The sequence below is a fragment of the Mycobacterium sp. 1245111.1 genome (assembly GCF_001673405.1).
Lineage (GTDB): Bacteria > Actinomycetota > Actinomycetes > Mycobacteriales > Mycobacteriaceae > Mycobacterium.
The window spans coordinates 108,346-132,995 of the sequence record NZ_LZLV01000020.1 but is presented as its reverse complement, the minus strand read 5'-3'; the positions used below and the strand labels follow the sequence as shown (position 1 = coordinate 132,995).

Annotated in this window: 24 protein-coding genes; 13 read left to right on the top strand and 11 right to left on the bottom strand. The window is 64.4% G+C overall.

Features of this window, described 5'->3' with window-relative positions:
• Positions 1-10 precede the first annotated feature (10 nt).
• A complete protein-coding gene (locus tag A5658_RS04415) occupies positions 11-1,204 on the top strand; it encodes an acyl-CoA dehydrogenase family protein (RefSeq protein ID WP_067331562.1) in 1,194 nt (397 codons plus the stop codon).
• Positions 1,205-1,206: 2 nt separating this feature from the next.
• Positions 1,207-1,887: a GntR family transcriptional regulator gene (locus A5658_RS04410; RefSeq protein ID WP_067331558.1), complete on the top strand. Its 681-nt coding sequence runs from the start codon at positions 1,207-1,209 to the stop codon at positions 1,885-1,887.
• On the opposite strand, the gene A5658_RS04405 is transcribed toward A5658_RS04410, so the two are convergent.
• Positions 1,888-2,820 carry a zinc-binding alcohol dehydrogenase family protein gene (locus A5658_RS04405; RefSeq protein ID WP_067331557.1) on the bottom strand — a complete coding sequence of 311 codons (933 nt, stop codon included), beginning with the start codon at positions 2,818-2,820 and terminating at the stop codon, positions 1,888-1,890.
• Between the two features lie 89 nt (positions 2,821-2,909).
• Between A5658_RS04405 and A5658_RS04400 the strand changes: the two genes are divergently transcribed.
• The gene (locus A5658_RS04400; RefSeq protein WP_067331556.1) at positions 2,910-3,323 is read left to right on the top strand and encodes a MarR family winged helix-turn-helix transcriptional regulator; all 414 of its coding nucleotides are present in this window, start codon (positions 2,910-2,912) and stop codon (positions 3,321-3,323) included.
• Here the strand turns inward: A5658_RS04400 and A5658_RS04395 are convergent.
• Genes A5658_RS04395 through A5658_RS04370 form a run of 6 tightly spaced genes read right to left on the bottom strand, consistent with a single transcriptional unit; the run spans position 3,297 to position 10,359 of the window.
• A complete protein-coding gene (locus A5658_RS04395) occupies positions 3,297-4,922 on the bottom strand; it encodes a class I adenylate-forming enzyme family protein (protein WP_082992936.1) in 1,626 nt (541 codons plus the stop codon). The two genes, A5658_RS04400 and A5658_RS04395, sit on opposite strands and share 27 nt — an antisense overlap.
• On the bottom strand, positions 4,915-6,480 hold the full coding sequence (locus A5658_RS04390) for a class I adenylate-forming enzyme family protein (RefSeq protein ID WP_067331637.1): 1,566 nt from the start codon (positions 6,478-6,480) through the stop codon (positions 4,915-4,917). The genes A5658_RS04395 and A5658_RS04390 overlap by 8 nt, the downstream gene beginning before the upstream one ends.
• Positions 6,470-7,936, bottom strand: coding sequence for a class I adenylate-forming enzyme family protein (locus tag A5658_RS04385; RefSeq protein ID WP_067331555.1), 1,467 nt, complete (start codon positions 7,934-7,936; stop codon positions 6,470-6,472). The genes A5658_RS04390 and A5658_RS04385 overlap by 11 nt, the downstream gene beginning before the upstream one ends.
• Positions 7,933-8,715 carry an enoyl-CoA hydratase/isomerase family protein gene (locus tag A5658_RS04380; RefSeq protein ID WP_067331635.1) on the bottom strand — a complete coding sequence of 261 codons (783 nt, stop codon included), beginning with the start codon at positions 8,713-8,715 and terminating at the stop codon, positions 7,933-7,935. The genes A5658_RS04385 and A5658_RS04380 overlap by 4 nt, the downstream gene beginning before the upstream one ends.
• A complete protein-coding gene (locus tag A5658_RS04375; RefSeq protein ID WP_067331553.1) occupies positions 8,712-9,524 on the bottom strand; it encodes an enoyl-CoA hydratase/isomerase family protein in 813 nt (270 codons plus the stop codon). Before A5658_RS04375 ends, A5658_RS04380 begins: the two co-directional genes overlap by 4 nt.
• Before the next feature lie 16 nt (positions 9,525-9,540).
• The gene (locus A5658_RS04370) at positions 9,541-10,359 is read right to left on the bottom strand and encodes an enoyl-CoA hydratase/isomerase family protein (protein ID WP_067331548.1); all 819 of its coding nucleotides are present in this window, start codon (positions 10,357-10,359) and stop codon (positions 9,541-9,543) included.
• Positions 10,360-10,479: 120 nt separating this feature from the next.
• Between A5658_RS04370 and A5658_RS04365 the strand changes: the two genes are divergently transcribed.
• The 3 genes from A5658_RS04365 to A5658_RS04355 are packed head-to-tail and all read left to right on the top strand — an operon-like array spanning position 10,480 to position 12,840.
• Positions 10,480-11,151 (top strand): hypothetical protein, encoded by a 672-nt coding sequence (locus A5658_RS04365; RefSeq protein ID WP_067331546.1) that lies wholly within the window; start codon positions 10,480-10,482, stop codon positions 11,149-11,151.
• Between the two features lies 1 nt (position 11,152).
• On the top strand, positions 11,153-11,950 hold the full coding sequence (locus A5658_RS04360) for a FadR/GntR family transcriptional regulator (protein WP_067331543.1): 798 nt from the start codon (positions 11,153-11,155) through the stop codon (positions 11,948-11,950).
• Complete coding sequence (locus tag A5658_RS04355; protein ID WP_067331538.1) at positions 11,947-12,840, top strand: enoyl-CoA hydratase/isomerase family protein; 894 nt, start codon at positions 11,947-11,949, stop codon at positions 12,838-12,840. The genes A5658_RS04360 and A5658_RS04355 overlap by 4 nt, the downstream gene beginning before the upstream one ends.
• Positions 12,841-12,847: 7 nt before the next feature.
• Here the strand turns inward: A5658_RS04355 and A5658_RS04350 are convergent, their stop codons facing one another.
• Positions 12,848-13,651, bottom strand: a complete 804-nt coding sequence (locus A5658_RS04350; protein ID WP_067331633.1) for a TetR/AcrR family transcriptional regulator — start codon at positions 13,649-13,651, stop codon at positions 12,848-12,850.
• Positions 13,652-13,990: 339 nt separating this feature from the next.
• On the opposite strand from A5658_RS04350, the gene A5658_RS04340 reads away from it, so the two are divergent.
• The 6 genes from A5658_RS04340 to A5658_RS04315 are packed head-to-tail and all read left to right on the top strand — an operon-like array spanning position 13,991 to position 20,803.
• A complete protein-coding gene (locus A5658_RS04340) occupies positions 13,991-14,881 on the top strand; it encodes an enoyl-CoA hydratase (RefSeq protein WP_067331535.1) in 891 nt (296 codons plus the stop codon).
• The gene (locus A5658_RS04335; protein WP_067331533.1) at positions 14,862-16,064 is read left to right on the top strand and encodes an amidohydrolase family protein; all 1,203 of its coding nucleotides are present in this window, start codon (positions 14,862-14,864) and stop codon (positions 16,062-16,064) included. The genes A5658_RS04340 and A5658_RS04335 overlap by 20 nt, the downstream gene beginning before the upstream one ends.
• A 22-nt stretch (positions 16,065-16,086) precedes the next feature.
• Entirely contained in the window at positions 16,087-17,712 is a 1,626-nt protein-coding gene (locus A5658_RS04330) for an acyl-CoA synthetase (protein ID WP_067331532.1), read from the top strand.
• Complete coding sequence (locus A5658_RS04325; protein ID WP_067331531.1) at positions 17,709-18,548, top strand: amidohydrolase family protein; 840 nt, start codon at positions 17,709-17,711, stop codon at positions 18,546-18,548. The genes A5658_RS04330 and A5658_RS04325 overlap by 4 nt, the downstream gene beginning before the upstream one ends.
• Positions 18,549-18,550: 2 nt before the next feature.
• A complete protein-coding gene (locus A5658_RS04320; RefSeq protein ID WP_067331530.1) occupies positions 18,551-19,597 on the top strand; it encodes an acyl-CoA dehydrogenase family protein in 1,047 nt (348 codons plus the stop codon).
• A 15-nt stretch (positions 19,598-19,612) separates the two neighbouring features.
• The gene (locus A5658_RS04315) at positions 19,613-20,803 is read left to right on the top strand and encodes an acyl-CoA dehydrogenase family protein (protein ID WP_067331529.1); all 1,191 of its coding nucleotides are present in this window, start codon (positions 19,613-19,615) and stop codon (positions 20,801-20,803) included.
• Between the two features lie 7 nt (positions 20,804-20,810).
• Here A5658_RS04315 and A5658_RS04310 read toward each other — a convergent pair whose 3' ends face one another.
• Complete coding sequence (locus tag A5658_RS04310; RefSeq protein WP_067331526.1) at positions 20,811-21,956, bottom strand: thiolase family protein; 1,146 nt, start codon at positions 21,954-21,956, stop codon at positions 20,811-20,813.
• Positions 21,953-23,185 (bottom strand): cytochrome P450, encoded by a 1,233-nt coding sequence (locus tag A5658_RS04305; RefSeq protein WP_067331524.1) that lies wholly within the window; start codon positions 23,183-23,185, stop codon positions 21,953-21,955. The genes A5658_RS04310 and A5658_RS04305 overlap by 4 nt, the downstream gene beginning before the upstream one ends.
• A 79-nt stretch (positions 23,186-23,264) precedes the next feature.
• On the opposite strand from A5658_RS04305, the gene A5658_RS04300 reads away from it, so the two are divergent.
• On the top strand, positions 23,265-24,110 hold the full coding sequence (locus tag A5658_RS04300) for an acyl-CoA thioesterase domain-containing protein (RefSeq protein ID WP_067331627.1): 846 nt from the start codon (positions 23,265-23,267) through the stop codon (positions 24,108-24,110).
• Between the two features lie 15 nt (positions 24,111-24,125).
• Here the strand turns inward: A5658_RS04300 and A5658_RS04295 are convergent, their stop codons facing one another.
• Positions 24,126-24,605, bottom strand: a complete 480-nt coding sequence (locus tag A5658_RS04295; RefSeq protein ID WP_067331522.1) for a helix-turn-helix domain-containing protein — start codon at positions 24,603-24,605, stop codon at positions 24,126-24,128.
• Positions 24,606-24,650: the final 45 nt, after the last annotated feature.

Genomic DNA, 24,650 nt, shown 5'->3' with positions numbered 1-24,650 from the left:
AAGGCCCCTCATGACCAAACTCGCACAGACGATCGGCCTGACCGACGTGCAGAACGAAATCATCGCCACCGTAAGGCAATTCGTAGAGAAGGAAGTCATTCCGAACGCGCCCGAGCTGGAGCGCACCGACACGTATCCGCAGGCGATCGTCGACCACATGCGCGAGATGGGCTTGTTCGGCTTGATGATCCCGGAGGAATACGGCGGCCTGGGCGAGTCGCTGTTGACCTACGCCCTGTGCATCGAGGAGTTGGGTCGCGGCTGGATGAGCGTTTCCGGGGTGCTCAATACCCATTTCATCGTCGCCTATATGCTGCGACAACACGGCACCGATGAGCAGAAGCAACGCTTCCTGCCGCGGATGGCAACCGGCGAGATCCGCGGGGCGTTCTCGATGTCCGAGCCGGAGTTGGGATCTGACGTCGCGGCGATCCGTACCCGCGCCACCCGGGGCAGCGACGGTGACTACACCATCGACGGCCAGAAGATGTGGCTGACCAACGGCGCCAGTTCCAGCCTGGTGGCGGTGCTGGTCCGCACCGACGAGGGCGCGGAAGCGCCGCACCGCAACCTGACGGCTTTTCTGATCGAAAAGCCAACCGGCTTCGGCGAAGTCAAGCCCGGGCTGCTGATCCCGGGCAAGATCGACAAGCTCGGCTACAAGGGCATCGACACCACCGAGCTCATTTTCGACGGATACGCCGCCAGCGCCGAGGACATCCTCGGCGGGACGCCCGGACAGGGTTTCTACCAGATGATGGACGGCATCGAAGTCGGACGGGTGAATGTGTCGGCGCGGGCCGTCGGGGTGGCGATTCGCGCGTTCGAGCTGGCCGCGCGTTATGCCCAACAGCGGCACACCTTCGGCAAGCCCATCGCCGAGCATCAGGCCATTGCTTTCCAAATCGCCGAAATGGCAACCAAAGTCGAGGCCGCGCACCTGATGATGGTCAACGCCGCCCGCCTCAAGGACTCCGGCGAACGCAACGACGTGGCCGCGGGAATGGCGAAGTACCTCGCCAGCGAGTTCTGCGCCGAGGTGACCCAGCAGAGCTTCCGCATCCATGGCGGCTATGGATATTCCAAGGAGTACGAGATCGAGCGGTTGATGCGTGATGCGCCGTTTTTGCTCATCGGCGAGGGAACCAGCGAGATCCAGAAGTCCATCATCAGCAAACGACTGCTTGCCGAGTATCGGATTTGACCATGAGCGTCCCCGAGTTCACCCCGCGACCCCAGCTCTCGGAAGACGTTGCGCGCTACGTCCGTAGGCGGATCTTCGATGGCACGTACTCGGCTGGGGAATACGTCCGGTTGGATCAACTGGCCGCCGAACTCGGGATCAGCGTCACCCCGGTCCGAGAAGCGCTGTTCGAGCTGCGGTCCGAGGGACTGTTGGAACAACAGCCCCGTCGCGGCTTCGTGGTGCTGCCGGTGACCGGGCGTGACTTGGCGGACGTCGCCAATCTGCAGGCGCACGTGGGTGGGGAGCTCGCCGCGCGCGCCGCCGAAAGCATCGACGACGAGCAACTGCGTCAGCTCAAGGACATCCAGTCTCAGCTGGAAGAAGCCTATGCGGGCAACGACATTGACCGGACGGTGCGGCTCAACCACGAGTTCCATCGGGCGATCAACGTGGCGGCGCAGTCGCCGAAGCTCGCCCAGATGATGTCGCAGATCACCCGTTACGCACCCGAATCGGTGTTTCCCACCATCGCCGGCTGGCCCGACCAGTCGATCAGAGATCACCGGCGGGTGGTGGCGGCGTTGGCCAAGCGCGACAGCGACGCGGCTCGCAGGGCGATGTCGGAGCACCTGGCCGCGGGCGCCGCTCCGCTGATCGACCACCTGGCCGAACACGGTGTCGTCGAATCGGGTGACGGTTAGTCACGGCAGAAAGACGATCCGCTTGTCGGTTTCGAGCGGTTGTGTCCATGCGGCCGCGACCTCGCTCAGCGGGACCGTTTGAGTGCGGACGTGGAACGCTCCCTCGGTAACGGCTTTGGCAATCTTGGGGATCTCTTTGCGAAAGTCACGTCCGCGCACTGAGCCGATACCGCTGCCGACGATTTGGGTTCTGCTGGATCGTAGTGCAGCGGAGAGGATTTCGGTGCTAGGTCCGGCCATCGAACCGATTTGGATCCAGCTGAGTTCTTTGCCACGGTCGCGTCGGCGTGTGATCAGGTCGAGCATGCCTTTGGCGGTGGGTTCACCCCATACGTAGTCGATGACGACATCGACGTCGCCGGCCTGACCGAGTTGGTCGAAAGTAAGTAGCCGATCGGCGCCGAGCGCCGTGAGTTCCCTGAGCCGCTGGGGATTGCGCCCGGCGCCGATGACCTCTTTGGCGCCGAATCGTTTAGCGACTTGTATCGCCATGCGTCCGGCACTGCCGGTCGCGCCGAGAATCAGCACGCTCGATCCGCGCTTGAAGTCGACACGGTGCCGCAGCGCGACCCAGGAGGACATCACCGGGTTGATCGCCGCTGCCACCATTGCCGGGTCGGTGTCCTTGGGTAACGCCACGCTGCGGTCCGTCTCGATGAGCGTGCGCTGTGCCATGGTGCCCAGCGTGGTGCTGTCTATGAGCGCGTAATAGAGCTTGCCCTTGGCGTCGCGGACTACCGCGTCGATGCCCGGCACCAGCGGGAGTTCGCCGGTGCTGGTGTAATGCGAACCGTTCGCCTGGGACCGCACCCGCGGATGTAGCGCTGCCGCAACGACGTCGACAACGAGTTCATCATTGTGTGCGGCGTTCGGGTCGGGGAAGTCTTCATACCGTGGCGGGTGATCGAACGCGCGCACGACTGCAGCTTTCATCTTCGGTCTCCTCTATGCCGTCCGAGGGTAGATGGTAGTACGAACTAATATAGTTGGCAATATGAACCATATAGAGTATCGTTTCAGCTATGTCTTCAGACGTCGATGACCTGCGAGACGCGTTGGTGCAAGTCTCTTTTGCGTTGATGGCCGCACTCACCGAGGTGGCGGCCGAACACAATCTCTCGCTCACGCAACTCCGGATGTTGGGCATCCTTCGTGATCGTGAACCGACGATGGCTGACCTAGCGACCTTCACGGGCCTGGAGCGTTCCACCATCAGTGGACTTGTCGATCGCGCGTCCGAGCGTGGACTGGTCGTCCGGACTGCCGATCATCGCGACGGGCGCTCGGTGCGGGTGACTCTCACCAAGCAGGCCCGCGGCCTGGTTCCAGCGGTGACAGCGGCGATCGGTGAGCGGATCAAGCCGTTGACCAGTCAGTTGAGTCGTGCCGAACAGAAACGCCTCACGGCCCTACTCACGAAAGCGCTGGGTCTGTGACCCGATATTTCTCCACACTGCCTCGGTGATATCGCCTTCGTCAGGGTCGGTCGACGGTGCTGCGTTACTGAGCAACTCGCGCAGTCGCCGGGCATCGACCTTGCCGGTCGCACTACGCGGAATCTGATCGTCGGAGTCGACCAGCAGCCATATCGTCGGGACCTTGAACGAACTCAGCAACGTCCGAGCGGATGCGCGCAGTCGCTCGACGGTGAGGCACTCGGTGTCGCACACCACCATGGCGCCCACCCGATCTCCATGTGCGCCAGGCAGATTGGTCACGTAGGCGTTCTCGACGCCGTCGATGTCGCGCAGCGCTTGCTCCACTTCGGTGGGGTAGACGGTCGCGCCGCTGACCTTGAACATGTCATCGGATCGACCGTGGTAAAACAGAAACCCGTCGCCGTCGAGCCGGCCGAGATCCCCGGTGGGGTAGAAGCCGTCGGCGGTGAACACATCCTCGCGGCTTCGCCGGCATATCCCGCGCAGTACATGCGGGCCCCGAATCTCAATCATCCCGATGCTTCCCTCGGTGAGAACCTCGCCACTGTGCGGATCGGTGATCCGGACTTCCATGCCCGGGAAGGGTTTGCCGCAGCTGCCCCACGCCGAGTGCGGCATATCGGTGTCGGCGGGGTAGCCGCAGTACGGCCCGAACGCTTCGGTCATCCCGAACAGCGTTGCGCGAGAGCCAGGTTCGGAACGCTGCTCGGGTGGCAGCAGAGCTTCCAGACTGCCGGGTCGAAGCGCGGACAGGTCAACGCGGGCGCGATGCGGGTGACGCGCCAGTGCCTCGGCTTGGTCGGGCCAGCCGCGAAACAGCGTCACCCGTTCGCGTTCCAATAGCCGAAGCGTCGACTCGGGCTGCGGAATCTCCTCGGTGATCAGCGTCGCGCCGGCCACCAGTGCGGAAAGCACGCCGCTGGCGAAACCGCCCACCCAGAAAAAGGGCATCGGCAGATACAGGCGGGTGTCGGCATCGATGCAGCGGCTTGCCAGACCCGCGCGGACGGCGCCCAGCGCACCGCCGTGCGAATGCACGACGCCCTTGGGTGGCCCGCTGCTACCGGAGGTGAACATGATGGCCATCGTGTCGCTCGGGGTGAGCGTCGCGGTGACGGCGTCGACGAAGGAGACGTTAGAACCCGATGGCACGAACTCGGCCGTCCAAACCCGTCGCAGCGCGGGAAGTTCGGTGCACCGCAGCGTGCCGGAGAGATCGTCGAGCCCTAGAGCCGCCGCGAGGTCATCGAGGTAGCGGTGGCCGCGGAATTCCTCGACACTGACCAGGACCTGCACCGAGGACGTATGCAATTGTGCGACCAGTTCCCGCGCGGATAACAAGGTGCTCAGCGGAACCAGCACCGCACCGATTCGGGTGAGCGCGATGGCGATCTGCACCCAGCGGACACCGTTGGGCATGATGAGCCCGACCCGGGTGCCCTTACCGACTCCCGCTTCGATGAAGCCCGCCGCCAGATCAGCTGTGGTGCAATCGAGTTCGCGGTAGGTCAGCTGGGCGGTGGAGTCGATCACCATCGGCTTGGCGGCGGTATTCGCCGAGTGGTGCCGCACGAGGGTGTCGATGGTGTCAGGCATCGAACAGGCTTTTCAACCGCAGCAGGTCGGGCTTGCCGCTGGCCAGCAGGGGAACCTGGGACGGCGGCAGCACCGCGAATCGTTTCGGAATCTTGTAGGCGGACAGTTCAACTGAGAGTTGGCGACGAAGACCGGCTTCGTCGAAGTCAGCCACGTTGTCCGTGACGACGACGGCCGCGATCACCTGGCCTCGATCGGGGTCCGGGATGCCGAACACGTGTGCGGCGCCGCCGGTGACCGTGGCGATGGCATGCTCGACCTCGCCGGGGGAGACGTTGGCGCCGGCGGTCTTGATCATCGAACCGCGGCGGCCGAGGTAGTAGAAGAATCCCTCGCTGTCGGAGGCGGCCAGGTCACCGGTGTGCAGCCAGCCGTCGGGATCGAAGCATTCCTCCCGGCTGCGTTTGTAGTAACGCTGCATCAGGCATGGTCCACGAATGCACAGTTCGCCGGGCGCGCCGTCCTCGACCGGCATCTGGGTGTCCGGGTCGACGATCTTCGCATCCAGCCCCGGCGCCGGTTTGCCGAACGATCCGCGTCGATGCTCCGGCTGGTCGGTGTCGTCGGCGCTGATCAACACGACGCTGCCCGCCTCGGTCAAGCCGAGCATGTTGTGCCTCAACTCGGGGTCGTCAGGACGCGCCTCCGGAGCCATGATCGGGTACAAGTTGCCCCGTCGCAGCGAGGACAGGTCACGGTCGGCGAAGCTCGGGTGTCGCGCCAGGTGTCGGATCCCCGCGGCGAAACCGTTGGTGACGGTTGGTCTTTCGGCCTCGAGCAGATCCAGGGTCTGGCCCGGGTCTTCGGCGTTCGAGCAGAGCAGCGTCGCGCCGGCAATCATGGGGGCCAGCAAGCCGAATCCGAGTCCACCGATCCAGAAGAAGGGCGAGTTGCAGAACAGCGTGTCCGCCGCGGTGAGGCGTCGGACCGCGTTGAGCTTCCGCTGATGGTCAAGCAGTGCGGCGTGGGTGTGCACAACGCCCTTCGGTGCGCTGGTGGTGCCGGACGTGTAGACGATCGTCACCGGGTCCGAGCCGTCGACATCATCCGCCATCGCCGTCAGGAAGGCTGCGTCGACGCTGTCGGCCCGTTGGATACGTGAGGCGTCGAAGAGCACGTACCGCAATTGTGGTGCGGCGGTGTTGAATAGCCGTTCGCCGGCGTCGAAGTCGGAGACCGGCAACACCTCGGTCAGGCGTTGCAGGTAGTCGTGGGATCGGTAGGACAAAGCCGAGAGCAGGATCTCGGTGTCGCTGTGAACCAGTTGCTCGCGCAGTTCGCGCGCGGTGGCGAAGGTCGAAAAGGGTATGACGACTGCGCCGATCCGCGCGGCGGCCAGCATCCCGACGACGAACGCGACACCGTTGGGGTAGAGCAGGCCGACATGGGTTCCCTTGCCGGCGCCGAGGCCGATGAGACCACGCGCCATCACGGCGGACAGCCTTTCGGCATCGGCGTAGCTGACGCGTTCGGAGTCGCAGATCAGCAGGGGATGATCGGCCCTGCTGCGGGCTTGCTCGCGCAGCACCTGGCCGACGGTGGCCCCTTCACCCGGCATGGTCAGCACCGCTGAAGTGGCGCCGGACGGCGCTCAGATCGGGCTTTCCGGACGGTGTACGGGGCAACTCATCGACGATCGCGATCTCGGTGGGAATCTCGTAGCGGGCCAAGCGGTTCCGCAGGTAATCGACGAGCGCAGCGGCGTCCGCCGAGTGTGGTGCCCGCAGTTCGACCATGGCCACCGGTGTCTCGCCGAGCCGTTCGTCGCGTCGCCCGATGACCGCGGCGCCCGCCACGGCGGGGTGGCTTTCCAATGCACCGCGAACGTCGTCGGGCATGACTTTGAATCCGCCACGGATGATCGCCTGGTCGGCCCGGCCGACAATCCAGAGAAACCCGTCGGCGTCCAGGCGCGCCATGTCTGTGGTGCGCATCCAGTCCGCGGACGGTCCGAGTTGGGCCGGCTTTACCTCCAGCAGACCGACCTCGCCGGGGGCCAGCGGGGCGCCGTCGTCGCCGACCACCCTCAGCTGAGCCCCAGGGTTGGCGCGTCCCACACTGCCGCGTTTATCGCGCCAATACTTCTGATGGTCGGCCAACGTCCAGCTCGCCACCCCGCCACCGAATTCCGTTGCGGCGTAGGACGTCAGCACCGGAATCCCGTACTTCTCGGTGAACGCATCCGAATCGTCCGCGGACAGGGGAGCGGTACCCGACGTCACCGCCCGGATGCTGGCCAAATCCGCCCGGGGCACGTTCGAGTGCAAGACCATCCGCAGGGCCGTCGGCACCAGCGATACCGCCCGGGGCCGATGCGTGCGGACGGCTTGAACCCAATGCTCGAGCTCGAATCGCTCCAACAACACGAACGCGCGCGCCTCGGCGACGCATTGCAAGATCCTGAAGACACCGCCGATGTGCACCAGCGGCGAGTTGACGATCGCGACGCCGCGACGCAATTCCGTTGGCGCTGAGGCTCCATCAGCGTCTGGTCCCATCACACTGTGTGCCAGCATGTCGTAGGTGAGGTCGACGCGTTTGGGCGGTCCGGTCGTCCCGCTGGTCAGCATTCGCACGGCAACGCCGGTCCGCTCCTCGATCGTCCGGTCTTGCCCGGCCGCAACGACATTCGGCTCGGCGGCAAGATCCGGCAGCGAGACCGCCGTGACGGGCAGCTCACCGAGCATCGCCAGATCGTCCGGTTCGCCGACGATCAGGGTCAGCTCGAGCTGTCCGACATCAGCTTTGATGCGTTCGTCACCGCGGCCCGGGTTGATCACTACGACGCTCGCGCCGCGTCGCAAAACACCGAGTAGCGCCGCCACGTGGATCGGCCGGTTGCGCAGCAGAATGCCGACCTGCGCCCGCTCGTCGTCGATGAGCGACGCGACGCGGTCGGCCATGGCGCCGAGCTGTTTCCACGAACTCCAGTGTTGCTCGAATTCCACCGCGGGAGCGGCGGGATCCAGATGCAGCACGTGGTCGATGCGCCGACTGAGCCGGTGCGCCGTCATCGAATTGTCGGATCCGATGCCCGGCGCCCGCCGCGTCGGGCGATCTCGGCGGCGCCGATCGGATTGCCGAGCCGGGTGTAGATGAGTCCTTGCTCGAGGGCCGCCCGGTAGGGCTTGTCGAGTGATTCCCAGATCGCTTTGACGGTGCCTTGGGTCGCCGACGGCGGGTTGGCGGCAATCGTCGCGGCGATCTGGTGGGCGCGCGCCCACAGTTCGTCCGGCGGCACCACCTCGGATACCAGGCCGATCCGCAGAGCGGTGTCAGCACTGACCCGTTCGTCGTTGCCCATCAGGGCAATTCGCAATGTCTCACCCAGTCCTACGCGGCGCATCAGCCCGATCGGCTCGAGCGCGCAGACCAACCCGGCCGATACGTGGGAGTCGAAGAACGTCGCGTCGGTGGAGCAGATCACCACGTCGGATTCGTTGACGAAGTAAAACGCGCCCGCCGTGCACATGCCCTGCACCGCGCACACCACCGGCTTCCACATCTTCTGCCACTTCGGGCTGAGCAGCTCGCCGGGATCGTCGTGATTCCAGATGTTTTCGGGTTGACCGTAGGGCGTCTTGATGTCGAGCCCTGCGCTGAATGCCCGGTCGCCGGCGGCCCGCAGCACGACGGCGTTCACGGCGTCGTCCGCCTTCACCGCCTGCCACGCAGCGGCCATCTCCTCACACATCGTCCGGTTGAACGCGTTGAGCTGATCGGGCCGGTTCAGCGTGATGGTGGCGACGCCGGCTTCGCCGTCGACGTCGAGCTCGATGGTCGTGAAGGTCATCGGCACTTCCACTCCGGCGGCCGCTTTTCGACGAAAGCCTTGGGCCCTTCCAGCGAATCTTCGGTGTGCAGATTGCGTTCGCGGAAGGACTCGGCCAGCAATTCGGCTTCGTGCAACGGCAGATCGAGACCCTTGAGGATGGCCAGCCGCGTCCCCCGGACCGCAAGCGGCGCATTCGAGTTGACGATATCGGCGATTTCGTGGGCGCGTTCCAGCAGCCGCTCGTGGTCCACGATCTCGCTGATCATCCCGAACTCGTAGGCCCGCTGCGCGGTCATCCGTTCGTGTTTGCCCATCAGCGCCATCCGCAGTGCGATCGAGCGGGGGAGCACGCGCGCCACCCGGACCAACTCCCGAGCGGCCACCAGCCCGATGCTGACGTGCGGGTCGAAGAACGTCGCCTTGTCCGAGGCGATCACGATGTCACCGGTGGTGACCCAGTCGAGGCCGGCGCCGCAACACAATCCGTTGATCGCGGCGAGCACCGGTTTGGCCATCGTGCGAAACGGCGGGGTGCCCTCTTGAGGTGCCTCCCACTGCTCATACGTGGACAGGTACGGCCGTTCGTTGATCACCTTCCCGTCGCCGGGAATCGCCTTGACGTCGGCGCCGGTGCAGAAGGCCCGCCCGGCTCCTGTGACGATGAGAATCCAGACGTCGTCGTCGTTTTCGGCGGCGGCATAGGCGTCACGCAGCTCGGTGATCATATGCGGGCTGAGCGCGTTGAGGGCGTCGGGCCGGTTCAGGGTGATCGTGACTTTGTGCCCGTCCACCTCGTACTGGATGGTGTCGTACGACCGGGAAGTCATCTCAACTCTCTTTCGCTCATCGCCCTTGGAATCGCGGCGGGCGCCGCTCCCGGAACGCCGCAAGTCCTTCCTTGAAATCGGAAGTCCTACAGGATAATTCGACATCGAACAATTCCTGTTGCATCGACTGGTTCAGGGTCGCGTGCTGTCCGTAATGGATGGCCTGCTTGGCCAGCCCGAGCGCCACCGTGGGCCCGTCGGCCAGTCGAGTCAGCAGTTCGTCGGTCGCGCGATTCAGGTCGGCCGCGGCCACCGCTTGATGGATCAACCCCCAGTCGGCGGCGTCGGCGGCGTTGACCTTTTCGCCGAGCAACAACATCCGCTTGGCCCGGGTAAGGCCTGCCAATCGAGGAAGCAGCCACGTTGCGCCCGAATCCGGGCTGAATCCCCGCACCGCGAACGGCTCCCAGAACACCGCGTCGTCGGCGGCCACGGTGAAATCCGCGACCAGCGCCAGGTTGCAGCCGAGTCCGGCAGCGACGCCCCGCACACTGGCGACAATCGGCAGCTGGATGCCGTGCAGCAGCTCGATCACCCGATTCGCGGCGTGGGGGATTCGCCGGAGGATGTCGCCGGTGCGTGGGCGCTGCTCGCCGGCGTTGGTGGCAACCCAGTCGACGCCCGCGCAGAAGTCCTCGCCGGCGCCGCTGATGTGTATCGCGCGTAGCGAATCATCGGTTGCGGCCGACGTCAGCGTATCGACGAATGCCGCGATCATGGTCTGTGTCAACGAGTTTCGACGGGCGGGCCGGTTCAGTTGGAGCCGCAGGATCGAGCCGTCCCGACTCGCGTTGAGCGAGCCGTCGGCCGGCGTGGAGTCCACGTCCTGACTCACCCGCGAATCCGCCCTTCCCTGATGATATCGATACCTCTACAGTAGGCACTACAATTGCTTCGCTGTATAACTTAGCAAGGAAAGCGGCGTTGCGGAACAGAAGCGTCGGGAAGAGGTCGGATGGGCGAACACGAGGCCGCGGCGGCGCGTGCGGGGTTCGGTGAATCGCCGCTGGCGCAGACCATTGCTGCCGCAGGCGCGATCCGACGGCTCGGCGACCTGTTGCTGTCGCTGGAACATCCGCATCCCACGGTGGACGCGATCATCACGCAACTCGGTGTATGGGAAGACGAACTGCGTGCGGCGGTACCGCCGGACAGCGCGCCGCGGGTCGGCGCCGACGATGCCGGCGACCATCGGGTCTACCTGGATCATGCGACGGATATCGGTGCGTTCAACCCTTGCTTTCCCGAGTACCACTTCGATCGACTCGACGACGAGGCCGCCTCGGGCCGAGTCGCTTTCCCGCTCGTGTACGAAGGTCCGCCGGGATTAGTCCACGGTGGGTTTCTCGCGGTGTTCTTCGACAGTGTGGTGCAACACCACAACTGCGTCCGCGGGCTTTCCGGTAAGACTCGGTCACTTCAGGTCACTTTCCGGCGGCCGACCCCGGTGCTGACCGAATTGCGTTTCGATATCGCACGTTCCGAGGTGGAGCGGGGAATCACCTCGACGGCCCGGCTGCTGCTCGACGACGAGGTGCTGTGCGTCGGAGAGATCGCCACGTTGGCAGTGCCTCCCGAGAAGTTGACCGGGCACCTGCTCGGCAAGCGACGAGCCGAGCGGGTCTAAGGTGGCAACTCACCGCTTTCGCCAGCCGCGGGTGGCCGAACTGGTCGCCTCGAAATTGAGGGACGACATCTTGTCCGGTCGGCTGAAGGAAGGCGACGTGCTCCCCTCGCAGGAAGCCCTGTTCGCCGAGTTCGGAGTCAGCCCACCGGCATTGCGTGAAGCCATCCATCTGTTGGAGACAGATGGTCTTATTTCGATACGGCGTGGCAACGTCGGTGGGGCGTTGGTTCACCATCCGACCGCCGAGCGGACGGCTCACATGATCAGCATGGTGTTGCAGTCCAGGGCGGCGACGCCGGTGGACGTCAGCGAAGCGCTGATGCATCTCGAGCCGGTGTGCGCAGGCATGTGTGCCGCGCGCGAGGACCGGATGACCGAAGTGGTCCCCTACCTGCAGAGTGAAATCGACGTCCAGACGGAGCAATTCGACGACGTGTCGCGTTACGTGCCGAACGCCCGCCGGTTTCACGAAACGCTGGTGTCTCGATGCGGCAACGAGTCGATGATCCTGCTGATCGGATCGCTGGAGTTGATCTGGTCTGCCCATGAATCGGCGGTGTGGCACGGTGAATCGGCGCCGATGGCGGACAAGACCAGGCGGGCGGCGTTACGTGATCATCAGCGATTGCTCGACGCCATCTCCGACGGCAATGCCGCCAGGGCGGTGCGGCTCGCGCAAGACCATCTGGCGGCGGCGCGGCGTAACACGCTGGCATTCGGCACCGACCAGACGATCGAGGCCAAGCTGGTGTCGAACCTCGATGTACTCCCGAACGGCAGGAAGGGGTCTGACGCATGAGCGGCTCAGACGACGATCGCGTTCTGTTCGAGGTCGACCCGGAAAAGCGGATCGCGACAATAACATTGAACAATCCGCGGCAACGGAACTCGTACGATGCGACCATGCGCGACGCGGTGGCCCGATGCCTGGATCGCGTCGCGGACGACGACGACCTCACCGTGGTGCTGCTGCGCGGCGCCGAGGGGGTGTTCAGCACCGGGGCGGACATGAACAATGCATACGGCTGGTACGGCGAGCGCGGTCCACAGCAAGGGGACCCATCCACAAAGAAGCGCCCCAGCCAGCGCCGTCGGCTGACGGTCGACCGCAAGTCCTTCGGCTTCTACCACAACCTGATGGGCTTTCCGAAAGTGACCGTAGGGGAGATCAGCGGCTACGCGCTCGGCGGCGGCTTCGAAATCGCCTTGATGACAGACATTTCCGTCATCGGTCGCGACACCAAGATCGGCATGCCGGCCACCCGCTTCCTGGGTCCGGCACTGGGCAGCCTGCACATGTTCTTCCACCGGTTGGGCCCCGTGCTTGCCCGTCGGTTGTTGCTGACCGGCGACATCATCGAGGCCGGATCGATCGAGAACCTCGGGATCTTCACGGAGACTTGTGATCCCGCGTGCGTGACGGCGCGGGCTCGGTACTGGGCGGAGAAGGCCGCCAAGATGCCGGCCGACGGTGTGGTTATCGCGAAAGAAGCGTTTCGGCTCGTCGAGCAGAGTCAGGCATACCAGGGCGAAGAGGTGGCGAGCTACCTATTCCACGCATTCGGGACGAATCTGCAATTCGCGCCGGGCGAGTTCAACTTCGTCAAGACACGGGCACAGCACGGCACGAAAGAGGCGTTTCGGCTCCGCGACGAGCACTTCAACGTGCCGGAACCGCCGCGAAGCTGAGCACGGCTCAGTTGCGCCGGCTCTTCGCGCGCCCAGCGGCCGCCGACTTGCGCGGGCGTGCCGAGGTCGATTTCTGTTGCCGGCCAGACGGCTTCGAGCGCTGCTCGATCAGACGGCTGGCCTTGTCGAGAATGCAGTCGAGACCGTATTCGAAGTTGTTGTCGTCGGGAGCGCCGATGTGATGCCCTTTGGCGGTCATCTCGGCGAGCAGCGGAGTCGCAGCCGGATCAACGACCATCGCATCTTCGAATGTCCGACCGCCGCTTTCGGTCGCCTGGTTCTTCTCCTGAAGCCGGTGCAGCACGACCGACCCTCGGACATGAACCGACACCGCGGAATACGTGTCGAAGGCCTCTTCCGGAGAAAGCCCCGCCTCGACCAGTCCCGCGATCGCTTTCTCGATCTCCTGAACACCGGCGCGGGCCGCCCTGGGGCTCAGCGCCGACCTGATAAGAATCAAGTCGCACAGAATGGGGTTGCCCATGAATGTCTTACGCATCGAGCGGGCGTGGTTGCGCAGCGTGATTCGCCAGTCGGCGGCCTCGACGTAGGGTGTCGCGAACACATACTTGCGTAGCGCGCGATCGGTCATCGCATTGAGCAGGTCGTCTTTTTTGCGGAAGTACCAGTAAATGCTCGTCACGCCGACACCGAGGTGTTTACCGAGCAGTGGCATGCTCAGGTTGTCGATCGACACCTGCTCGGCAAGCTCGAATGCACCGCTGATGATGTCGTCGGGGTTGATGGATCCACGTTCGCGCCGCTGCCGCTTTTCGGCGGTCGCCTGTTTGGCCACTGGTGGCACCTCCATCACGTGTGACTGTCCCAGCTAGCTACTGTAATACCTATCGTAGGGTTTTTGATACGTACCGCGGTGCGCGACGAGCACCGGCCCGGTGGCCGACGACACGGGTGCGGGGCGAAATCGGTTCGGCGACAGTCCTTTTGAGAAACTTAGCCGACTTTCGCGCATTGCGACCGCGTCGGCGGCCCGGCCTCGTCGTAGCGCTCGCCGGAGGCCAGGATTTTGGCTGTCAGGGCGGCGTCGAAGCGTCGCTGCCGGCTGTTGCAGAATGCGCTACCGATAGGTATACAGTATGCGTACACGTTGGAGTGGAAAATGCCGCCTGGGCTCAGGGGAGGACGGTCGATGAGCACCACCGAAGACCGGCTCGCCGAATCAGGCCAGGAGCAGGCGGTGATCTACGAGGTCACTTCCACCGGGGTCGCGGTGCTGACGCTGAACCGGCCCGATCGACTCAACACCTGGGGCGGCGACATCGCCACCGCTTTCTACGCGGGAATCGAGCGCGCCGAGGACGACCCCTCGGTTCGGGTGATCGTGCTGACCGGCCGGGGTAAGGCCTTCTGCGCCGGCGCGCAGTTGGGTTCGATGGGCAGCGTCACGGAGTCGATCGACAAGACCGACGAGGGCAAGCTGGCCAGCCTGATCGGGGACCGCCAGCCGTACCATCTCACGACGCTGTGCAAACCGGTCGTCGCCGCCATCAACGGATCCTGCGTCGGTATCGGTCTGACCCAGGCGCTGATGTGCGATGTCCGATTCGCCGCCGCCGGGGCGAAGTTCGCGGCGTCGTTTTCCCGGCGTGGGCTGATCGCGGAATATGGCGTCTCGTGGATCCTGCCGCGGCTGACCGGCTGGGGCGTCGCGCTCGATCTTCTGTTGAGCGGTCGGACGTTTCTCGCCGACGAGGCGGCAGAGCTCGGTCTGGTCAAAGAAGTCGTGCGGCCGGAGCAACTGATGGACCGCACGATGGCCTACGCCGAGGACATCGCCCAAAACTGTTCCCCGACATCGATGGCGATCATCAAGCGTCAGGCGTACGCCGACGCGATGCGCGAGGTCGCCGACTCCAACGCTCGGTCTGAAGTCCTGCTGCAGCAGTCGCTGAAGCGGCCCGACGTGATCGAAGGCATCACCAGCTTCCTGGAAAAACGCGCCCCGAGTTTTCCGGGGTTGCGTGCATCCGATGAATCTTGCGCTACCGGAAAGGATGACCATGGGGACCTTGGGCTATAAGGCGATCGACGTCGACAATCACTACTACGAACCGCTGGACGCGTTCACCCGGCATCTGGACAAGAAGTTCCGCAGGCGTGGGGTCCAGATCTTCCAGGACGGCAAGCACTTTCAGGCGGTCATCGGAGATCGGGTGAATCGCTTCATTCCGAATCCGACCTTCGATCCCATCATCGTGCCCGGATGTCTGGACTTGCTGTTTCGCGGTGAAATCCCGGAAGGCGTCGATCCGGCATCGTTGATGAAGGTCGAGCGGCTCGAACAGCATCCCGAGTACCAGAACCGCGACGCCCGCATCACGGTGATGGACACCCAGGGCATCGAAACCGTGTTCATGTTGCCGACATTCGCGTGCGGGGTCGAGGAGGCGCTCAAGCACGACGTCGAAGCGACGATGGCCTCCGTTCACGCCTTCAACCTGTGGTTGGACGAGGATTGGGGCTTCGATCGGCCCGACCACCGGATCATCGCCGCGCCGATCATTTCGCTGGCCGACCCCGCCGGAGCCCTGGAGGAGGTCGAATTCGTCCTCGCCCGCGGAGCGAAACTGATTCTAGTGCGCCCTGCACCGGTGCCCGGTGTCGTTAAGCCGCGGTCGTTGGGCGATCCGCTGCACGATCCGGTGTGGGCCGCGCTGGCCGAGGCCGGGGTTCCGGTGGGATTCCACCTCAGCGACTCCGGCTACCTCCAGGTGGCCGGAATGTGGGGTGGCAAATCGACTTTCGAGGCCTTCGGTGGCGCGGATCCGCTGGACCAGATACTCGTCGACGACCGCGCTATCCACGACACGATGGCCTCGATGATCGCCCACGGCGTCTTCACCCGTCACCCGAAGCTCAAAGCCGTCAGCATCGAGAACGGTTCGTACTTCGTCTACCGGCTGGTCAAGCGGCTCAAAAAGGCCGCCAACAACCACCCCAAGCTATTCCCGCACGATCCGGTGGAGCAGCTCCGCACCAACGTCTGGATCGCGCCTTACTACGAAGACGACTTGACCGAACTTGCATCGGTGATCGGCGTCGAGAAGATCCTGTTCGGATCGGACTGGCCGCACGGCGAGGGGTTGGAGGACCCGGTGTCATTCACCGCGGAGTTGGCCGGGTTCAGCGATGCGGATATCCGAAAGGTCATGCGGGACAACGCGTTGGACCTGCTGGACGTCAAGGTCGGCGCGTCGGCGTGAGCGCTCGAGGCCTCGTGACGCCATGAGCGAGTGGACCATCGGTGCGGTGTTCGACGTGATCGCCGAGGCGATTCCGGACCGCGAGATCACCGTCTGTGGTGACAGACGTAGGACGTTCGCCGAGACCGCGGACCGTACCCGACGGTTGGCGAACTACCTCGCGGCCAACGGTTTCGGTGTCCATCAGGAACGTGACGCCCTGCAGAATTGGGAATGCGGGCAGGACCGAGTGGCGCTGATCATGCACAGCGATCTCTACGTCGACATGGTGATCGGCTGTCTGAAGGCCCGCACCGTTCCAGTGAATGTCAACTACAACTACACGCCGCGCGAAGTCCGCGAACTGCTGGACTACGTGCGCCCGCGCGCCGTGATCTATCACAAGTCGCTCGGTGCCAAGTTCGCCGATGCGCTTGAGCGGGTTGGTGTCGACCTACTGCTGTCGATTGACGACGGGTGGGAGGCATCGGAGCTGCCGGGTGCGGTCTCGCTGGAAGATGCTCTGTTGCAAGGGGATACGGACCAAGCTATCGACGTGTCTCCCGACGATCTGCTGATGGTCTGCACCGGTGGCACCACCGGGCGCCCAAAGGGCGTGCTGTGGCGTCAATCCGACATGTACGTCTCGTCGATGGTGGGCGCCGATCACGCGTGCGCTCAAGATATCCGTGACAAGATCAGTCGCAACAACGCCGGACCGCCCTGGTTCGCGGTGTCGCCGCTGATGCATGCCGCCGGTATGTGGACCGCGTTCGCCGCCATCATGGCCGGCCTGACCGTGGTGCTGTACGACACCAGCAAGAAACTCGACCCGCGATTGGTATGGGAAATCGCGGAGCGCGAGAAGGTGGGCATGATGACGATGGTGGGGGATGCCTACGCCGGGCCACTTGTCGCCGAATTGCGTCGAGGCAGCTACGAGTTGTCGTCGCTGGTCTCGATCGGCACGGGCGGTGCCGCAACGAATCCCATACATCAACAGGCACTGCTGGAACTGCTGCCTCAGCTTGTTCTGATCAACGGATACGGGTCGTCGGAGACCGGAAACATGGGATTCGGGCACAGCCACGGAGACACCCGAACTGATACCTTCACGCTGCGCGAGGGCGGACTCGTGCTCTCCGAGGATTACAGTCATTTCCTCTCCCCGGGCGACAGCGAGGTGGGTTGGGCCGCCAGGGAAGGCCGGATTCCGTTGGGATACCTCAACGATCCGGACGCCACCCGCAAGACCTTCCCGGTGGTCGAGGGCAAGCGCGTGGTGATATCGGGCGACCGCGCAGCGCTCGAGGCCGACGGGACACTGCGTCTGTATGGCCGTGACTCGTTGGTGGTCAACACCGGCGGCGAGAAGGTGTTCGTCGAGGAGGTCGAAGAGGTGCTGCGGGCGCATCCGGATATCGCCGATGCGCTGGTGGTCGGCCGTCCGAGCGAACGGTGGGGCGAGGAGATTGTCGCTCTGATCCAGCTGCCCGACGGGGTCGCCGCCCCAGAGTCGTTGCCGGAATACTGCGCCTCACATCTGGCGAGGTTCAAGGTGCCCAAGGAATTCATCCCCGTCGATCAGGTTCATCGCCTGGGTAACGGCAAGGCCGACTACCGCTGGGCGAAAAGGCAAGCGACAGAAAAGGCGTCGATGTCCACATGAGCACAAACCAAGTCATCGACTGCCTGGTCAACGTGCATTTCGGTGAGACCGAACAGCAACCGACGTGGATGCTCAAGGTTCGCGACGACTACTTCAAAGGCCCCGACTCGATGTTCGCCCCGGTCGACATGTCCGCGCTCATCGATGAGATGGATGAGCAGGGTGTGCGCAAGGCGATCCTGATGGACAACCTGGCGAAGCCGTCGGTCACGGCGCGAAAATTCGTCGAAGCCAAGCCCGATCGATTCGCGCTCGCCATGGGCGGTGTCAACCTGCTTCGGCCGATGCCGTCGCTACGCGAACTCAGCGCGGTGGTCGACGACCTTCCGGTCGCGTATGCCGTTGTCGGCCCGAGCTTCTGGGGCGATGGCATGTACCCGCCGAGCGACGCCGTCTACTACCCGCTGTACACCAAGTGCGCCGAGATCGGGCTGCCGCTGTGCATCAACACCGGACTTCCCGGTCCGCCGATTCCCGGTGAGGTGCAAAACCCGATCCACCTCGACCGGGTGTGCGTGCGCTTCCCCGAATTGAAGTTGTGCATGATCCACGGCGCAGATCCTTGGTGGGACATCGCGATCCGGCTGCTCATCAAGTATTCGAACCTGCGCCTGATGACCTCGGCCTGGTCACCAAAACGGCTACCCGACAGCCTGCTGCACTACATGCGGACCCGCGGACCAGACAAGGTGATCTATGCCTCGGACTGGCCAGTGCTGAAGATGCGCCGCGTGATCCCTGAAGCCCAGGCACTGGACCTACCCGCCGACGTTCTGGAGAAGTACCTCTACACCAATGCGCACACCTTCTTTTTCGAGGGCGACGAGGAGCACTGACTATGGACCGTTACGAACTCCGCAGACTTGACTACAGTCTCAGCGAGGACCACCAAGCGCTACAGGCCGCCTACAAAGACTTCTTCAAGACGCACTGCCCGATCGAAACCGTCCGCGCCGCAGAGGAATCCGGCTTCGACAAGAGCCTCTGGGAACGGTTGTGCGGGATGGGCGCCACTACGATGGCGTTGCCCGCCGACGTCGGCGGAGACGGTGCAACGCTCGTCGACCTGACGTTGGTCGCCGAGGAGATCGGCCGCTCACTGGCACCCGTGCCGTGGATCGACCACGTCTGCGCCGCACGGTTGCTCACCCGGCTGGGGGCGGCCGAACCCGACATTGTCAGCGGCAAGCAGATCGCCTCATTGGACCCCCAACATGACAGTGTCACCGGGATCCGGCTGATTCCCGCCGCGTCGATCGCCGACCAGATCATCGTGCGGGACGGTAGTGGAGATGGGGCCGTTGTCCGACTTCAATTCGACACCCGGCCGACAAAGGTGGACAACATCGGTCGGCTCCCGATGGCATGGGTCGATCCGGATGCCGCCGACGCCAGCGTGGTTCTCGGCAGCGGGCCCGAGGCGCTGGCGGAATACCAACGCGCACTGGATGAGTGGCGGGTGTTGATGGCCGCGGCGCTGACCGGGCTGGTCGAAGAGACGATGACGATCGCTGCGGAGTTCGCCAAGACCCGCTACACGCTCGGTGTGCCGATTTCGACGCTGCAGGGCATCTCGCATCCGCTGGCCAACATTGCGATCGCCGTGCAAGGCGGCCGCAATCTGGCGCGCCGTGCGGCGTGGTTCCTGGATAACGAGCCCGACGAGCGTCCCGAGCTGGCGCCGTCGGCGTTTGTGTTCATGGCCGAAGAAGCGTCGAAAGCCGCGACGATGGCCGTGCACGTGCAGGGCGGTCTCGGTGTTTCCGCGGAGGCCGCCGCGACGGCGTATCTGGTGCGTGCCCGCGGGTGGGCCCTGGCCGGCGGCGACCCCGGCGCAAGCGCCAAATATGTCGGTGAGCTCGTTGCCGCTCGTGAAAGCCGTTGAGGAAAGGACATATAAGTGGATTTCTCACGAGTCACCCTCGCCGATGGCGATCAAGCCTTCCTCGAGGAGGCCCGCGACTTTCTGACCACTCACGTCACCGACGAGGTTCGGCGGCGTGACCGGGAAACCGGTGACAACTTCGACGAGGGCGTGCATTTGGCCCTCGGTGCCGCCGGTTACCTGGAAGGCGAGTGGAAAGGCGCGTCCGAGGGCGGCTTCACCCGGGTTCGCCGTCGCATCTGGGAACTGGAAAAGCGCCGGGTGCACGTTCCCTGGGTGACTTGGGGGACCACCGCCATGGTGGCGCGTTCGGTGGCGAAATTCGGCTCACCGGAGCTGCAGGCCGAAGTCATGCCGCGGGTCTTCAGCGGCGAGGTGCGGCTGTGCTTGGGTTACACCGAACCCGAGGGCGGTTCCGACATCGCGACCTGCAAGACCCGCGCCGTGCGCGACGGCGACGGCTGGGTTATCAATGGCTCGAAGATGTTCACCACTGGCGCACACAAATGCCAGTACGTGTTTCTGATCACCAACACCGACCCCGAGGCGCCAAAGCACAAGAGCCTGACCATGTTCCTGGTGCCGCTGGATTCCCCGGGCATCGACATCCAGGGCATCCGCACCGTCGACGGCGACCGCACCAACCTCGTCTACTACAGCGACGTCCGCGTCGACGACAAGTACCGACTGGGCGAGGTCAACGCGGGCTGGACCGTGCTGCGTGAGCCACTCAACACCGAGCACGGCGCGGTCGCGGCCGCGCCCGACGGCCTTCAGGACGTCTCGATCATGATGCATCAGGCCGGCTTCATGGCCGACGCGCTGGACAAGGCGGCAGCCAAGACGGCGGAACGGGATCCCAACGGGCACAGGCTGGTTGACGACGGCTCGGTGGCATATCGGTTGGGTCGCAGCGCAGCGAGAATCGAGGCGGCGCTCAGCGCGCCGAGCATCTTCGGCCGGGTGGCGATCGCGCAGACGATGCGCGACGTGTCACCGGAGCTGATGGATCTGCTCGGCACCGCGTCGGCGCTGCCAATGGGCACCGATGGCGCGGCCGACGATGGCGCATCGGAATACGCGTACCGCTTCGCACCGCTCGTCGGAATCTACGGCGGCACCCTGGAGGTGTTCCGCAACATGATCGCGCAATACGTGCTGGGCTTGGGCAAGCCGAACTACTCAGCGCCGAAGAGGGTTTCGTAACGCCGGTTCAGGCCGTCAGGACGGTTGCGGCCGCTGTCCCGGGCGCGCCGTATAGCTGAGCAAACCCGACCTTCGGATTGCCTGGGATCTGTCGGTCGCCCGCCTCGCCGCGGAGCTGGCGAACGATTTCGTGAACCTGGCGCAGCCCCGAGGCGCCGATTGGCTCACCGTTGGCGATCAGTCCACCGTCGGTGTTGATCGGCATCGTCCCGCCGATCTCGGTGGCGCCCTCGGCCAGCAGCTTTTGCTGATCGCCGTGCGCGCAGAACCCGCACTCGGCCATGTGGATGATTTCGGCACCCGCATCGGTGTCCTGCAGTTGGATGACGTCGACGTCTTCCGGTGCCACGCCGGCCTTTTCGAAGGCTGCCGTGGCGGCGTAAACAGTCGGAGACACGTCCTCCTCGACCGGAGCGAAGGTGGTGTTGACCTCGTAGGCGCCGTAACGGCGAGTCCGGATCTCCACCGCCCGCAGGTATACCGGCTTGGAGGTGTAACGGTGCGCAATGTCCGCCCGGCACATCACCGCGGCCGCGGCACCCTCGTCGGGTGCGCAGAACATGTACTGTGTCAGCGGGTAGTTCAGTGTCGGAGACGCCAGGATGGCCTCTTCGGAAATCGGTTTACGCCGGAATGCGTTGGGATTCAACACACCGTTGCGGAAGTTCTTTGCCGCGACTTTGGCGAGTGTCTCCTGGGAGATGTGGTGCTCGTGCAGATAGCGGTTCGCTTTCATACCGAAGAACTGCGTGGTGAGATACTGGCCGTTCTCGGCATACCAGCTCGGCATACCCACGAGCGCCGGGTCTTCGGTGAACGCTCCGCGCGGATGCTTGTCCATGCCGACGGCGATGCCGATGTCGTAGTCGCCCAACCGGATCCCGTCGGCGCACGCCTTTAGCGCACTGGCCGCCGTCGCGCACGCGTTGAACACGTTGGTGAACGGAATGCCGGTCAGTCCGACCATAGCGACGATCGCGTCGGGGTTAGCCACTGTCCAGCTGCCGCCGGTGGCGAACTCGATGTCCTGCCACGCGACACCAGCGTCGGTGATCGCGGCAAAGATCGCGTCGACTCCCATCTGCATCGCGGACTTGCCTTCGAAGCGACCGAATGGATGTAGCCCGACGCCGATGATGGCTACGTCATTCATGCGGTAGCTCCTGTCGGGCTCAGCGGTGCGAAGGTCACCGGGAGTGCGGTCGGCGAGCGGAACGGCTGGCCGTAGATGTGCGGGTCGTTGTCGGTGATGAGCTCAATGTCGGTCAGGCGGTTCAGCAGGCACTCCAACGCAACTCGGGTTTCCATGCGTGCGAGGTGCAGCCCCAGGCAGGTGTGTTCACCGGCGGCGAAGGAGATGTGCGGCGTCTGCGCGCGGAAAATGTCGAATTCCTCCGAGCGTTCCCAGCGGCGCTGGTCGCGATTCGCCGAGCCGATGCACAGGTCGACAGCAGACCCCTTCGGGATCGTAACACCCTGCAGCACAGTGTCTTCGGTGGTGAACCGTTGGACCGTGGTCAGCGGTGTCTCGAAGCGCAACCCTTCTTCGATCGCCGGCGCGATCAGCGTGCGGTCGGCCTGCACCGCGGCGAACTGCTCGGGATGGGTGAGCAACAAGAACAGTAGGTTGCCCGACGACCGGTAGGTGGTCTCCAGGCCGGCGGGCAGCAGCAACCGCAGGAACGAGTAGATCGCTTCGTCGCTGAGCTTTTCGCCGTCGATCTCGGCGGTCACCAGATCCCCGATGATGTCTTCGGTCGGTTTGGTCCGGCGTTGCTCGATCTGTTCCAGGAAGTAGTCCTTCAGCGCGGCGGAGGCTTCGAAGGCGCGCTCGTATTTGACCGTGTAGTTGATCAACTGCACCGCGCGCTTGCGGAATGCGGGCAGATCTTCTGCGGGCAGACCCAAGAGCTTGGCGATCACGCGGGTCGGAAACTCGAAGGTGAAATCGCGGACGAGATCTGCGGTTCCGGCGTCGACGAATTCGTCGATGAGCCCATCGCAGATCGGCCGCACGATCTCGGGTTCCCAACGCGCAAGCGCCTTCGACTTGAACGCCGCGGACACCAAATTGCGGTGTTCGCGATGCGTTTTGCCGGCCATCGCCAAGATGGAGGGACCGATGAACAACCCGATCGTGTTGTCGTAGTAGGTCGAGCTGAATACCTGGGCGTCGCGGAACGCGGCGTTCACCGCCTCGAACGACACAGCCGCGAACGGGTTTTTCGGACGTAGCGACTCCGGCGTCTTCGAGTAGTCGATGACCGTCCCGCGGACCACTGGCGCATCGGTTCGTTTCTGGGCGAAGTAGGGGTACGGGTTACGGATGAAGTCGACAGGCTTGTCGTCGCTGACGGCCACATCTTGAACTGGACTTTCCACAGCTTCTCCGTCTTCGCTAGACGCTCGTACTGTAAAGATTACAGTATAGGATGTGGGCTTCCAGAAGGGACGCATCAGAATGACCGAGCCGAACACCGTCACGGATGATGTCGAGCCGGCGGCGCACTCCGCGTACTTTCGGCGCGACGAAGATCGTTACGTGCCAACCCCAATCGCGCGCGGCGGGTGGGGGCCGACGGTCAGCCGCGCGGGGTGCAACTGCGGATCGTCGACCGCGCTTTCGGCCGCCCAGGCCAAGAGCCCCCCGGCGGCATGTCCGCTGACCGTCGACCTTCCCGCACCCATGGCATTGGAACCGGTGGAGCTGCACACTCGCGTCCACCACGAGCGGCGGCGGTTGCGGCTCGTGGAAGTCGTGCTCTTCCAGCAGGGCACCGCGGTGGCGCGTGGCAGCGCACTGTTTTTGCGGCGCGGCCAGCAGCCCGAGGGTGACGTGTGGTCAGCACCCGTGCAGATGCCACCGCTACCCGTCGAGCAGAACGGCAACCACCCCTCACTGTTTATCCGGACCTACGGCTGGGGCGTCGGGCTGCAGAATCCCGATCCCGAATGGGCCGCCTCACCCGGACCGAAATACACGTGGTTAGAGGAGACCCGTCCGTTGCTCGACACCGAACCATTGAGCGCGTTCACCCGCGCCGCGATGGCCGGCGACGTCACGGCCTCAATCGCCAACTGGGGAACCCGCGCGCTCCAGTTCATCAACGTCGACTACACGCTGGCGCTGAGCCGCCTGCCAGACGGACCCCACATCGGCTTGGCCTCACAAACTCACTACAGCAACGACGGGATAGCCACCGGTTCGGCCGTGCTCGTCGACCACAGCGGCCCGATCGGCAGTTGCATGTCAGTTGCTTTGGCGCATTCCGGATTTCGTCCGCCATCAGCGATGCCGCCGACCTGACCGACAGTCGTCCGCTCAATCGCGACCTTGCCGCGCCAACCGCACACCGAGCTCGTCGGGAGGCACTGGGTGGCCTTCAGTGCAGCGGATTTCGACGGTCGCGTCGGCCCCGCAGTCGAGGTGCGTGAGACGGAGCCGGTTGTGGCCGGGCAGGTGACGCCTGCCCCATTCGAACATCGCCCACACCACCGGCATGAAATCGACGCCGGCCTCCGTGAGGACGTATTCGTCGCGCGTGCGCTGTCCCGGCTCGCGGTAGGGCTGGCGCGTCATCAGTCCGAGGTCGACCAGTTCGGACAGTCGCGCCGCGGCGGCGGCCTTGGTGATTCCCACGCGATGGGCGAAGTCGTCGAATCGGGTGGTGCCGTAGTAGGCCTCGCGCATGATCAGCATCGCGGACTTGGTGCCGAGCGCTGACATGGTCTTTTCGATCGCGCAGTGGCCGACCGCCGACCAGGCGTCGCGATCGGCCAGCACGCCTTGCAGGAGTGGCATACATCACCTCCATTCTGGGTTGCTCCCAGTATACCTAGGTGTTAC